General features: G+C 38.0%; 9 protein-coding genes. 5 read left to right on the top strand and 4 right to left on the bottom strand.

Features of this window, described 5'->3' with window-relative positions:
* Positions 1-123 precede the first annotated feature (123 nt).
* The 5 genes from AAY42_RS11275 to AAY42_RS11255 all read left to right on the top strand — a co-directional run bounded on the left by AAY42_RS11275 (position 124) and on the right by AAY42_RS11255 (position 10,255).
* Entirely contained in the window at positions 124-3,597 is a 3,474-nt protein-coding gene (locus AAY42_RS11275; RefSeq protein ID WP_055395238.1) for a TonB-dependent receptor, read from the top strand.
* Between the two features lie 11 nt (positions 3,598-3,608).
* Positions 3,609-5,132: a RagB/SusD family nutrient uptake outer membrane protein gene (locus AAY42_RS11270; protein ID WP_055395236.1), complete on the top strand. Its 1,524-nt coding sequence runs from the start codon at positions 3,609-3,611 to the stop codon at positions 5,130-5,132.
* Between the two features lie 127 nt (positions 5,133-5,259).
* Positions 5,260-6,936, top strand: a complete 1,677-nt coding sequence (locus AAY42_RS11265) for a sialate O-acetylesterase (RefSeq protein ID WP_082433408.1) — start codon at positions 5,260-5,262, stop codon at positions 6,934-6,936.
* Positions 6,937-7,058: 122 nt separating this feature from the next.
* Positions 7,059-8,774: a purine-cytosine permease family protein gene (locus AAY42_RS11260; protein WP_055395232.1), complete on the top strand. Its 1,716-nt coding sequence runs from the start codon at positions 7,059-7,061 to the stop codon at positions 8,772-8,774.
* Positions 8,774-10,255, top strand: coding sequence for a mannitol dehydrogenase family protein (locus AAY42_RS11255; RefSeq protein WP_055395231.1), 1,482 nt, complete (start codon positions 8,774-8,776; stop codon positions 10,253-10,255). The genes AAY42_RS11260 and AAY42_RS11255 overlap by 1 nt, the downstream gene beginning before the upstream one ends.
* A 26-nt stretch (positions 10,256-10,281) precedes the next feature.
* Here the strand turns inward: AAY42_RS11255 and AAY42_RS11250 are convergent, their stop codons facing one another.
* From AAY42_RS11250 to AAY42_RS11235, 4 genes are all read right to left on the bottom strand, one after another.
* Positions 10,282-11,007: a LytR/AlgR family response regulator transcription factor gene (locus tag AAY42_RS11250; RefSeq protein ID WP_055395228.1), complete on the bottom strand. Its 726-nt coding sequence runs from the start codon at positions 11,005-11,007 to the stop codon at positions 10,282-10,284.
* Positions 11,008-11,009: 2 nt separating this feature from the next.
* Positions 11,010-12,014, bottom strand: a complete 1,005-nt coding sequence (locus AAY42_RS11245; protein WP_055395226.1) for a sensor histidine kinase — start codon at positions 12,012-12,014, stop codon at positions 11,010-11,012.
* An 11-nt stretch (positions 12,015-12,025) separates the two neighbouring features.
* Positions 12,026-12,358 carry a DUF4907 domain-containing protein gene (locus AAY42_RS11240; RefSeq protein WP_055395224.1) on the bottom strand — a complete coding sequence of 111 codons (333 nt, stop codon included), beginning with the start codon at positions 12,356-12,358 and terminating at the stop codon, positions 12,026-12,028.
* A gap of 90 nt (positions 12,359-12,448) precedes the next feature.
* Positions 12,449-13,405 carry a Kelch repeat-containing protein gene (locus AAY42_RS11235; RefSeq protein WP_245625616.1) on the bottom strand — a complete coding sequence of 319 codons (957 nt, stop codon included), beginning with the start codon at positions 13,403-13,405 and terminating at the stop codon, positions 12,449-12,451.
* Positions 13,406-13,515 lie beyond the last annotated feature (110 nt).

Genomic DNA, 13,515 nt, shown 5'->3' with positions numbered 1-13,515 from the left:
GTGTCACTTTAAAATTTCTAAAAAAAATAGAAATAAAAAAATCGGAAAATGTTACCAGCATTTCCCGATTGTATTAAAGTGATTCTACTAAAAAGTATAACCACGTATAAACATTATAAAAGTATGAAAAAACTTCTTACCCCAACAGGAAGGCGTCTGCCCTTGTTGAAATTCGATTTAAAAATGAAATTGAGTGCCTTATTTATCATTGTTGTTTTGTTTTCAATGAAAGCAAATGATACCTATGGCCAAAGAACCAATATATCTCTGGAATTAAACAACGTAACAGTAGCACAGCTTATCGATAAAATTGAAAGTACTACTGAATTCAGGTTTATTTATAAGTTAGAAGATGTTGATTTAAAAAGAAATGTTTCAATTACTGCTGAAAATGAAAAAATCAGCACTATTCTTAAACGCATTCTTAAAGGCACCAATACAACGTTCAATATTAATGACAGATTGGTATACTTAGTTAAACGTAAAGGAAACATCTCAAAATTGTCAGACCTAAAAGCTATAGAAAATGACAAACAGCAAACAGCGCTAAACGGAACGGTTACAGATCAGAATGGTCAACCACTTCCTGGAGCCAATGTTGTTGAAAAAGGGACCACCAATGGTACGCAGACCGATTTTGATGGAAACTATACTTTAGAGCTTTCCACTGAAAACCCAATCCTTGTAATTTCCTATATCGGTTTTTTACCGAAAGAAATAGCAGTAAATGGGCAAGCTACCATAGATATCATATTACAAGAAGATGCAGCAAAACTAGATGAAGTTGTTGTGGTTGGTTATGGTTCGCAGAAAAAAGCTAATCTAACAGGAGCAGTTGTAAGTGTAAAAGGTGATGATATTAATAAAAGACCAATAACCCAGGGGTCGCAAGCATTACAAGGAGTTGCATCTGGGGTCTATATTAATACCAATTCTGGAGAACCTGGTAATGACAATGCTACAATTAATGTAAGGGGGGTAGGAACATTGAATAATTCTGACCCATTAGTTTTAATTGACGGGATAGAAGGCCCGCTAAATAGTATTAATTCTAACGACATTGAAACCATAAACGTATTAAAAGATGCCGCTTCAGCTGCTATTTATGGTACGAGAGCTGCAAATGGAGTTATACTCATTACAACGAAAAGAGGTAAAACAGGCAAGCCTTCAGTGAGTTTCAATTCGTACTATGGCATAACATCTCCAACTGTTTTGGCCAATACTGTAACAGATACAAGAACCTATTTGGAAACTTATGTTCAGGCTGCTGCTTATTCTGGTAGAACCCATCCTTTTACACCGGAGTTAATCGACGAGATTTCAGCTTTGGGCTCCAAGGATTGGCTTGGGGATTATGTGAATACCGGATCCATACAAAACAATGATTTATCCATTTCTGGGGGCTCCGAAAATGTGAAGTATCGATGGTCTACAAGTTATTTAGATCAAAAAAGCTTTTTGGAAGGAGATTACTTTTTAAAACGGTTGAATACACGATTAAATTTAGACGTTAATTTAGGCAGTAAGGTAAAAATAGGGACATCTCTATCATTTATCAATAGTGAAAACCGCCAAGCAACCAAGAATGATGCTCCTGCTAATAGTTCGCAACGGGGTATACCTGAAGGCGAAGGGATTGTTCCAAGTTTTTCGGATGATGGGAATAAAGGAAGCTTTTTATTTACCATACTTAACGTAAGTGCTCCCAATGGTTTTGTTTTTGATGAGTTTGGAAGATATGGTGGAACCGGTGGTGAATCAACAAGGTCTCAAAGGCACAACGTGCAAGCCCTTATTGATAATCAATGGGTAAATATTGATGGAAATGAGTTTTTGGGGAATGCTTTTGTAGAGTACGAACCTATTGAAGGCCTTAAGCTTAGGTATACCTCTGCATTAAACTTCCAACAAGAATCGTATCAAGATGTACGTTTAGAACACGAACAATATGACAGATTTGGAAATAGGACTGCAGTGCGTGAAGCTGGAAGTTTGCTAATTGCTAGAGAATCAACAATACTAAATCGTACCAACTGGCTTCAAGCCACTTATACAAAATCATTTGGAGACCACAATTTTAACTTTCTAGTAGGAGCCAATGAAGAGACTTCAAGTATTAGAAGAATTGCAACTTTTGAAAAAGGATTTGGGTCAACTTCTTTGGTGCGAGTTGGTAATGGTACAGAAGCAGTCGATATAAACAACTATAATGGTGAATGGGCATTGCAATCTGTTTTTGGCAGATTAAATTATAACTACAAAAATAAATATTTGCTAGAGGCAAATATTAGGCGTGATGGTTCATCAAGATTTGGTTCACAAAGTAGATGGGCAACCTTTCCCGGCTTATCTGTTGGATATGTAGTATCGAATGAAAATTTTTGGAAAAGTGACTTCTTTACTTATTTCAAGTTACGAGGGTCGTGGGGTAAACTAGGGGTTCAAAGTACAAACTTGTACCCATATGCTTCTGAAGTAGTTTTGGGGTCCGATTATAATGGTGTATCTGGAGCTTCCTTAAGCAAATTAGGGAATCCAAACTTGGCATGGGAAGAAACAACTGTTACTGATGTTGGGGTTGATTTGAAATTTTTTAATGGAAAAATTTCACTAGAGGCGGATTATTTTATCAAAGAAAGTACAGGAATATTAACAGATTTAGCAAACCCACTTACCTCGGGTATTGATTCCGATATCTCTGTGAATGCGGCATCAATTGAAAATAAAGGATGGGACTTGACCCTTAGTGCTCGTCATAATATTGGCGATTTGAGAATGTCGGCAAGTGTAAATGTGACCCACGTTAAAAATAAGGTTCTTGAAGTAGATCCAAGTTTGGCAGGGCCAGATGATCAAAGACGAGTTGGTCAAGGCTGGTGGATCAGGGGAGAACCTATTAATTCTTTTTACGGTCATGAATTTGGTGGTATTTACCAAGTAGAGGATTTTGATGATAGCGGTAATTTATTGGAACCATTGGATTTTACCTGGTTGGGAAGTAATGTGCCACGTCCAGGTGACATTAAGTATACAGATCAAAATAATGACGGAGCAATAAATGAGGATGACATGGTCGTAATCGGTAATCCCAATCCAGAATGGTTATATGGATTCAACTTTGATTTTGAATATAAAAGATGGGATTTGGGAATGTTGTTCCAAGGAATCGGCACTGCAAATTCATTGGTCAATAGATATACCGGTAATTTTGGACACTCTGGTTTAAGGGAATACTGGTTAGATGGATGGACGGAAGAGAATCGTAGTAATATCGTACCAAGAATTTTCGTTGACAGAGAAGGTTGGAACGGAAATACCATTGAAGGCGTTGGCGGTCTTGCACAGACTTCCAATTGGATTATCGATAGAAAATTTTTACGCCTAAAAAATATTGTAGTAGGGTATTCTTTGCCCGAATCCATTCTTGAAAAGCTATCTGTTGACAATTTAAGGATCTATTTAAGTGGACAAAATTTATGGACCAAATCAGAATTGGATGATTTAGATCCTGAACGAAATGCATTTACCAATCACTTTGCGGCTACATTGCCACAGGCCAAAGTTGTTACCCTTGGACTTAACCTGAAATTTTAAAAAAAGATATTATGAAATTAATTGTAAAAATATACGTATTGCTGATACTGGTTGCTTATGTATCATGCGATAATCTAGAATTAGACCCTTTAAACTCTGTTGGTTCTGATGTTTTTTATACGTCTCCTGAAAATTTAAATGCTGGTTTATATGGTATTTATGATGCTTTACAGCTTGAGGGGATGTATGGAGAACAAGTATTGTTGGATGGGTTGAGCGATAATTGTATTGTAGCTCCAAACTTTGCACCTGATGTATTTAATTTTGCCGCTGGGAATCAAGTTGAAGTTGCAGCTTCATTTATAGATAATTATCAAGATGCCTATGTATTAATACAAAGAGCAAATTTATTATTGGATAATGCTGATGGAGTAGATGGAATACCTAGTAGTGATTTGGAATTGATTAAGGCAGAAGCAAGAGGGTTACGTGCGTTGGCATATATGAAACTAGTGTACTTGTTTGGTGATGTGCCATTTATCACAACTTCCATAAGTAGAGATGAGGCTCTACAAATAAGCAGGACTAGTCGTGATATCGTTATTGAATTTGTTTTAGATGAATTTGTTGCTGTTGCCGCTATTTTAGGCACAACATCTTCAGACGGCAGATTAACCAGGCAAGCTATTTTGGGTTTACATGCTAAAGTCATGTTGTATGAAGCAAGAATTGGTAATAAAACTTGGGCGGATGCTTTGACCGCAATAAATGACGCCATAGCTGTGGCAGACAGTGGAGGGCATGATTTATTTGATACGGATACGCCCACCAATGATTATAAGTCACTATTTACCGAAGCCAATGAAGGAAATTCTGAATTCATATTCTCAGTAAAATTTAATTCCATAGACTTATCTAACTCATATCTAGAAAGATATTCATGGCAAGCTGGTGTATTGGTCATGTATGTTCATCAAAATTTTGCAGATGCTTATGATTATGCAGACGGTTCAGATTATAATCCCACAGATGACACCTATGTTGGCAGAGACCCCAGATTAAGTGTAAATATTATGCACGAGGGACTTACTTTTGCTGGTTTAACCTATGATGGGACAGACGGAGGCGGTTTTGTAGGGGGCAATTCACCAGGAACGGCAACAAATCTATTTTTGTACAAATTTGTATCTACCGATTTTTCAGCAACTTTTAATGAAGGAACATTGGATGTTCCCGTATTGCGATATGCCGATTTGGTATTGATGCAGGCGGAAGCTTTGAACGAAACGAATGGAGACGGACATCCGGCACTCAATTTGGTGAGGGATAGGGCAGGATTACCTGGATTGGCCGGACTTTCCCAAAGTGATTTGAGAGACGAGATTATCCATGAGCGGAGAGTAGAGCTTGCTTTTGAAGGTCAGCGTTGGTTCGATTTGGTTACTTTGGGTCTTGCCGATAATATAATTAATACAATTGTTGAAGAGGATGCCACCGTTGAGCGAGGCTTTACTGCAAACAGGAATGAATTATTGCCAATACCTCAAACAGAAATAGAGGCGAATCCAAATCTTACGCAGAATCCTGGATATTAAAATTTTAGTTTTGAGTTAGTTTTTTTAAAGGCGTAACATACCTGTTATGTTACGCCTTTTTATTCCGAATTTTAGAACTATTCTTAGAAAACAAATTGCCACAATCTAAATTGAAAGCCAAGACAAAATGATGAACTATTTCGTACGAAGTTTCTATACTTTATATTGTTCCCGATCAAAAACATGGATTAAATCAATCATTCTCCTGATTACTATTGCACTGTTCTCACTACCAAGTGCTAGGGCCCAAAAAAAACTATTTGTTTTTTCGGGCCAATCTAACATGGCAGGTAGATCTGCCATAACGGAATTGGATTTTAAAAGTATTTCCAATGTTTATATTTTGGATGACAAAGGGAATTTTGTATCTGCCCAAAATCCACTTAACCTGTATTCAAACATTAGAAAAGAGGCCCATATGCAAAGACTTGGTCCCGTATATACTTTTGCAAGGGCCATGCACAATGCTTATCCAAAAGATACCATTTTACTTGTGGTAAACGCGAGAGGAGGAACCGCCATTGAACGTTTTATGAAAGGAGATGCTTCGCAGTATTACAAAAAAACAATAGCACGAATAATGCAGGCTCAAAAAAAAGAACCTTCAGCTAGTTTAGAAGCAATTATTTGGCATCAGGGTGAATCAAATAGAAGTAATTATAGTGGATACCTTGCAAATTTGAAGACACTTATTTCTGATTACAGGACCGATTTGCTAAGTCCAGAACTCCCTTTGATCTGCGGGCAATTGGGGCTATGGAATGCTAATTATAAAAACATACGGAAAGAGATTTCAAAAATGGAAGTAGCGGTGCCCAATTCACATTTAGTTGAATCAGATGGGCTCATTAATTTTGATGAACATCATTTTGACAGTAGATCCCAGCGACTACTTGGTTTGCGTTATGCGAGAAAATTTTTGGAGATCAAAGGCCTTTCAAAAGCAGAAATTCTAAAAGCAACCAAGGTAAGTTCTTTTGAGGCCTTAAAAGAAATGCTACATCAACCAATTGAAAATTATATTATGGTTGCTGCACATAGGGGAGATTGGCGCAATGGCGCGGAAAATTCATTGCAGGCAATTGAAATGGCCATAAAAATGGGAGTGGACATTGTTGAAATCGATATTGCAGTAACCTCAGATAGCATCCCTATTTTAATGCATGATAAATATTTAGATCGTACAACAAACTGTACGGGCTTGGTGAAGAATAGGACCTATGATTCTTTGAAAAACTGTAATCTGGAAGACGGGCTAAACGATTTAACAACCCATAAAGTTCCCACACTTGAAGAGGCATTAAGAAAAGTAAAGGGAAAAATTTTGATAAATATAGATAAAGGAGAAGACCATATACCCCTTGTGTACCCTATTCTTAAAAAGACAAAAACTTTAGACCAAACTATTTTTAGCAGCTACTACCCTTATGAAAAGTTACAAAAGCTTTCAGGTGGCTTAATTGATAGTGTAATGTACATGCCCAAGATAAAGCATGACACTAAAAACCCCGAGAAATACCTGGGCACTTTTGTAGTCAATACCCGGTCGGTCATATTGCAGACTAGAGCATTATCAGAACAGGATACCTTGTTGCAAATAATACCCAAAGCTAAAAGCAAAGGACTATGGCTTTGGATGAATACTTTGGAACCTTTTCATTCTGCAGGCCATACGGATGAAAAAATAGTAGAAAATCCAGAGGAGCATTTGGGTTGGGTGCTTGATCAGGGAACGAACATTATCCAAACGGATCGACCCAAAATAGTTTTGGAATATTTAAGAAGGAAAGGGCTTCATAATTAACAGGATCTCTCTTTTTTGCAGAAAGCTATAGTATAAAATAGTATGCTGTAGAAAAGAAATGGGATTAATTTTTATAAATTCAAACAGCACTAAATACCATAAGCCAAAAACAACTTTAAGTCATGAGCGACACCAACGATTTTAAACAATTCGAAAATCTAAATGAGGAACAACTACCCGTAGCCAAGCATAAATTACATCATTGGAGTCACTTTCTGGGGCTTTATGCAGGTGAGCATGTTGCTGCCACCGAATTTGTTATTGGAGCCACTTTTGTTGCCTTGGGGGCAAAAACCATGGATATTATATTGGGTTTGCTTATCGGTAATGTTCTGGCAATTTTAAGTTGGAGTTTGATTACCACACCAATTGCCGTAGAAACGCGGATGAGCTTGTACACCTATCTCAATAAAATAGCTGGAGATAAGATGACCAAGCTTTATAATTGGGCTAATGTCATCATTTTTACGGTCATATCGGCAGCCATGATTACAGTGTCGTCAACGGCGGTTCGGTTTGCTTTTGACATTCCTGCGCAACTCAACTGGTATCCTACCAATGTATGGTTCGTTTTGGTAGTGTTGATTGTTGGAATTGTTGTGGTTTTTGTGGCAATCTATGGGTTCAATGCCGTATCAAAATTTTCGGGAATCTGCGCACCTTGGTTATTTACCATGTTTGCCAGTGGTGCCTTGGTACTTATGCCCGCCTTGTCCCTAGAAGTAATTGGAGAAACAATGTTAGGTGGATGGGAAGATTTCATGACCATCGGGAACCAATCTATATGGACTGGGACCAACAGTGATGGTGAATCTGGGATAGGATTGTTGGAAGTGGTTGGCTTTGCATGGGCGGCCAATACCATCACCCATTTTGGACTTATTGATATGGCTTTACTTCGATATGCAAAAAAGAAATCCTACGGATGGACCACAAGTTCAGGAATGCTTTTTGGGCACTATATAGCTTGGATCGCAGCAGGAATTATGGGAGCTGGTACAGCTGTACTTATTGGAAAATCCATTGTGGAATTGGACCCGGGAGATGTGGCTTACTACGCTTTGGGATGGTCTGGATTTGTAATTGTAATTGTTGCCGGTTGGACCACGGCCAATGCCAACCTTTACCGCGCCGGCTTGGCAGCACAAGCCATATTTACAAAATATTCCAGAAAAACAACCACGCTGGCGGTTGGTCTGGTAACCGTAATTGTTGCCTGTTTTCCTTTTGTGTTTACCCAGATATTGCCTCTTCTCACTTATGCAGGACTCTTGGTGGTACCTGTGGGTGCCATTGTATTTGCCGAACACCAGATTTTTCCTAAAATAGGATTAACACGTTATTGGTCTTCCTATAAAAAACTTACCACAAGTACTCCAGCCATAGCTTCCTGGGTATTGGGTCTTATTTTTGGATTTGGGTTGGATTTTTTAAATGTAATGTCATTTTACTATTTGTTTATTCCCACTTGGATTTTCACCATTTTGATGTACACACTATTGGCATCCAAATTTGGAGCTAAGCAAAAATATCCGGTTGAAGAAAAAGAAGAAGAGGTTCGTACTAGGAATATCGAAATGTATCAAGAACAAAAGGCTAAAGAAGAACCTGTCCTAGTTCCGGACAAATCGCTTTTCACAAAATTGCTTCAAACTATTGCCCTTATATCACTGGGCATAACTTTGGTGCTTGCGGGGATTACTATGTTTGCCAGTCAGGATGTAACCATGTACACATCAAATAGGGAAATATTTTATATGTATGCCTTTGTTTGTACCATCGTCTATTTTATTACAGCATATTGGGCCATGCAAAGAAAAAATAAAATACAGGCATAATGGGAAAAACGATTTTTCTTAACCAAGAAAACCTGCCAAGTATTGCTGGTCAAGTTTCCTGTCCTTCGTATGACAGAAGTGATATTAAAACGGGAATTGTACATGTGGGCGTGGGCGGATTTCATAGAGCACATCAGGCTTTCTATACCGATGAACTTCTGGAAAAGGGCAAATCCAATGATTGGGGAATATGTGGTGTAGCCCTGTTACCTTTTGATGACAAAATATATCAGGTTCTAAAAAAACAGGACGGATTGTACACCTTGATTATAAAGGAATTGGATGGGTCTCTTTCCATTAGGGTCATAGGATCTTTAGTAGAGTATCACTTTGCACCTGAAAATCCAAAAGCGGTCATAGAAAAAATGGCAAATCATGAAACGAAAATTATTAGTCTTACCATTACAGAGGGAGGCTATAATTATGATGAAGCCACAGGAGAGTTCATTTTTGATAATCCCAACATACAACACGACCTAAAGAATCCCAACTTTCCTAGCACCATTTTTGGCTATCTGGCACAAGCTTTTAAGCTAAGAAAGGAACGGGGAACGCAGGGTTGCACTATTCAATCCTGCGATAATATCCAAGGGAATGGCCATATCACTGAGAAAATGGTATTGAGCTATATTGGGAAAGCCGAACCTGGTTTGGTGGAATGGGTACGGAACAAGGTTTCCTTTCCCAATAGCATGGTAGATCGGATTACCCCTGTGACCGTACAAAAAGATATTGAACTGCTTTTGAGAGAGACAGGGATCAAAGATGAGTGGCCCGTGGTTTGTGAGCCCTTCCGACAATGGGTCATTGAGGATGATTTTTGTTCTGGAAGACCAGCATGGGAGAAAATGGGAGCCCAGTTTGTAGATGATGTGGCCCCCTATGAACGAATGAAGCTGAGCTTGCTCAATGCCGGGCATTCCATATTGGGAATTTTGGGCGCGTTGGTTGGGTATTCAACCATTGATGAGGTGGTGAACGACCAAGAGATTGCCTCGTTTCTTGCTACGTTTATGGATAAAGAAGCAACTCCTTCACTTGGAACCTTGGAAGGAATCAATCTAAAAGAATATAAAATTTCGCTGATAGAGCGGTTCGGAAATCAGAATATAAAGGATCAAGTCTCCAGAATATGTTCTGAAAGCTCTGCAAAGATTCCCAAGTTTCTTTTGCCAACGGTTAAGTATCAAATAGCCAATGATGAGAATTTTAGTCATTCGGCATTTGTCATTGCCGCTTGGGCCATTTATAGTTTAGGGAAAGATGAAAACGAATCACAGCTTGAAATTATGGATGTAATGGAGACCTTATTGTATAAAAAAGCAAAGGAGGCACAAGAGAACCCAATTGTATTTTTAGGAATAGAAGCTGTATTTGGGAACCTGAGGGATTCAAAAAACTTCGTATCAACCTATTTGAAAGCCTACAAAACCATTAAAGAAAAAGGGATTAAGAAAGCAATCGCCGATTTTAAATACTAAACAATCTCGTTTGTTTTATTAGTGGATTACAAGCCTAGAACAGCGAAAAATTCCGCTTTGTAGCTTTCACCAATCGGGATATGCATGTCTCGTATAACAATTCTATTCCTCTGAACGGTTTTAATGAAATTCACATTTATTATAAATGATTTATGAACCCTAAGAAACTGATTTGAGGGGAGTTTATCCTGCATCTCTTTAAAGCTCATAAGAGTCAATATGGTTTTATTGGTGTTGACAATATGAATCTTTAAATAATCCTTTAATCCTTGAATATATTCAATACTGTCCAAATCTATTTTAATACTTTCATATTCCGCTTTCACAAAAATGAATTTCTTGGCCTCATTGGTTTCGCCATGGGATGAGAACACATTGGCATCGATTGGTTTTTTAGCGGAGGACATAAGCTCTTTTACTCGGGAAACCGCTTTTATAAAACGGTGATATGGAATTGGTTTGACCAAATAATCAACTGCGTTAAGTTCAAACCCTTCAACGGCATACTGCGAATAGGCTGTTGTAAAAATAAAGAAGGGACGGTTTTCCAAAGAACCTATAAAATCCAATCCACTCATCTGGGGTAATTCTATATCGCAAAAAATAAGGTCAATTTTACTGTCTTTGATAGTTGTAATGGATTCCAAGGGATTTGTAAACGTGCCAACAACTTCCATAAAGTCCAGTTTTGCACAATATTCGGTTAAGACATCTATTGCCAAAGGCTCGTCATCAATAATTATACATCTCATAGTTATAGTTTTAGGGTGAGATTTACCTCATAGGTTTTACCGTCGTCAGAAACAATTAATTCATGAGAATCTGGATACAGCAAGTCCAAACGATTTTTAATATTGATAAGTCCAACACCAGAGTTTTTAGACTTCTTTTTGAAAGCCCCAATTTTATTCATTACATATAGGTGTAAAGAATCATCTTTGATAGAAAGGCTTATCTTGACATTGGTCTTTCCTTCAAAATCGGTTCCATATTTAAAGGCATTTTCAATAAAGGAAATAAACAGTAAGGGAGGGATTATTTTTTCTCGATATTCTCCAGAAATTTTCAGGGTTACATTTTCACTATCGGACAATCTAAGGCGTTGCAGCTTTACAAAGTTTTGAATGTATTCCAGTTCCTTCTTCAAGGGAACAAAACCTTTATCGGCTTCATAAAGCATGTAACGCATCAATTCGGATAGGTTAATAATGGCATCCGAAGTATCAGGAGATTTTTTTACGGATAAGGAATAGATGGCATTCAATGAATTAAATAGGAAATGAGGATTCAATTGGGTCTTTAAGAACTGAAGCTCTGAGTTTATCTTTTCTTTCTCCACTATTTGGCGTAAATCATCGTTTTTTCTCCATTCAGTATAAATTTTTAAGAGCGTACTTATTACAAAGGGAACATACAATCCGATTGTATACTTGGCGAATGGACTTAATGGCGGTCTAGGACCGTTTTGCCTGGAAATTTCTTGTTCCGGAAAATTATATAGCATCAAAACAACAAGACCTAACACGATAGCTGTTGAAACCGATAAATAGATGAGCGTTTTTTTCTTGAGTAGTAATTTGGGGACGAGGAAAAAATAATTGAAATAAAACAAGAACACCAGTAACACCATACGAATGGGCAAGTTTGGGGGCATGGGTCTTGACTGGGTAATAAAAGGAAATAGCCAAATACTGTAGAAAGTAAGCCATAAGACAAGATGTAGTAATACTTGTTGAACCCGTCTTTTTTCACTCCCCATTTTAGCTCGTATTAGTTTAATGGTAAGGTAATATTTAGATTTTCAATCTCTTTTAAATGTACCACTGGGCTTTCGCCATTTGATAGTTTTTGAGCGACCAAGTTTCCTATTAGTTGGGCATCTTTGGCAGTTGCAAATGGTTTGTCTCCTTGTACAGCTGGGATAAAATCTTGTTTAATAAGTATTTTTTCTCCATTAAGTATTTGGTAACCAAATCCACTCTCTGTGGCAACAACTTGGACCTTGAACTCGCTTTTTTTCTCTTTTGTTCCACGTTCGGAAATCAAATAAAGCAACAAACCTATAAAAAGTAGCAGTAGAATTGTAAGGCTGAACCACTTCATTTTCTATAATTTAAACAAAATGGGGCTGTATTTTTAATACAACCCCATTGAATTAACTAAAAACAGCATCAATCAAAAAGTTATTAAATCCTAGTCATCTTCGTCATATTCCTCAAAAGGGAAAAATTCATCAAAGTCATCTAAATAAAGACTGCCCGTTCGTCCAAGTCCCACAAAGGCCCTAGATGAATTGGAAAATGCAATGGGATCTTGTCTACTTGCGCCTTCAAAGTTGGTTTTTTCTTCCCAAGTGTCATCTGATGGATCATATTGCCATACCGATGTTGCTGTACCTCCAAGTTCGCCACAGGCAATGTAACCATATCCACTTATGGTAAACCCAACTGCGTTGCTTCGTGTAATGGAATAATCATCTTCTTCATCCAAATCTAATTTACTTGTCCAGGTCTCCGTGGTGGAATCAAAAACCCAAAAATCATCTAAATAACTTCCATTGGATACCCCAGTTCCCAAATAAACATTGTTCCCAATGGTAAAGGTGGTAGCGGCCCTTCTTTTATCACCTCCAAAACCAACAAGTTCTGACCATGAGTCTGTGGAAGGATCATACTTCCAAAAATCCTTACGGTCGTTTTCACCATCGTAACCCGTTCCAAAATAACCAAACCCGTTTATTCCAAAGGCTACAGCACTTCTTCGTGTGGTGGTTGATAAGCTTGCGATTTCAGCCCATGTATTGGCACTTGGATTGTAGGAATAAAAATCTCCCAGTTCGTCCAATCCGTCATATCCGGAACCTACATATCCAGTTCCATCAATTTCAAAGCCAACCGCTGCATTTCTGGCCACTCCAGGAAAATCTGCCTTTTGGGACCAAAAGTCTCCGTCCATGTCATATGCCCAAACAGAATTAAGGTAATCGTCCCCATCATACCCTAAAGCTATATACCCGGTATTTCCGATTGTAAAGCTTGATGCGCCACTCCGCGGACTACCATCAAAAACGGACCTGTCAACCCAATTACCCAAATCCTCATCCTCATCATCATTGGAACAACTTGTAAGGAAAAGAACTGTCAAACTCATTATTGACACTATTTTGAAAGGTTGTCTTATTCTTTTCATATGGTAAAGATTATTATTTGACCCAAAACTAAGGTGCTCCACTCCAGATTGAAACCGAAATAGATAAAATG

It is taken from the genome of Flagellimonas eckloniae, assembly GCF_001413955.1.
GTDB classification, from domain to species: Bacteria; Bacteroidota; Bacteroidia; order Flavobacteriales; family Flavobacteriaceae; genus Flagellimonas; species Flagellimonas eckloniae.
The sequence above is the reverse complement of the archived record's forward strand: the minus strand, read 5'-3'. Positions and strand labels throughout refer to the sequence as shown.

Coding starts and splice junctions, on each gene's coding strand:
- AAY42_RS11240 (WP_055395224.1), bottom strand. CDS start 12,358: ATGAAGTGGTTCAGCCTTACAATTCTACTGCTACTTTTTATAGGTTTG.
- AAY42_RS11260 (WP_055395232.1), top strand. CDS start 7,059: ATGAGCGACACCAACGATTTTAAACAATTCGAAAATCTAAATGAGGAA.
- AAY42_RS11255 (WP_055395231.1), top strand. CDS start 8,774: ATGGGAAAAACGATTTTTCTTAACCAAGAAAACCTGCCAAGTATTGCT.
- AAY42_RS11265 (WP_082433408.1), top strand. CDS start 5,260: ATGATGAACTATTTCGTACGAAGTTTCTATACTTTATATTGTTCCCGA.
- AAY42_RS11270 (WP_055395236.1), top strand. CDS start 3,609: ATGAAATTAATTGTAAAAATATACGTATTGCTGATACTGGTTGCTTAT.
- AAY42_RS11245 (WP_055395226.1), bottom strand. CDS start 12,014: ATGGGGAGTGAAAAAAGACGGGTTCAACAAGTATTACTACATCTTGTC.
- AAY42_RS11250 (WP_055395228.1), bottom strand. CDS start 11,007: ATGAGATGTATAATTATTGATGACGAGCCTTTGGCAATAGATGTCTTA.
- AAY42_RS11275 (WP_055395238.1), top strand. CDS start 124: ATGAAAAAACTTCTTACCCCAACAGGAAGGCGTCTGCCCTTGTTGAAA.
- AAY42_RS11235 (WP_245625616.1), bottom strand. CDS start 13,405: ATGAGTTTGACAGTTCTTTTCCTTACAAGTTGTTCCAATGATGATGAG.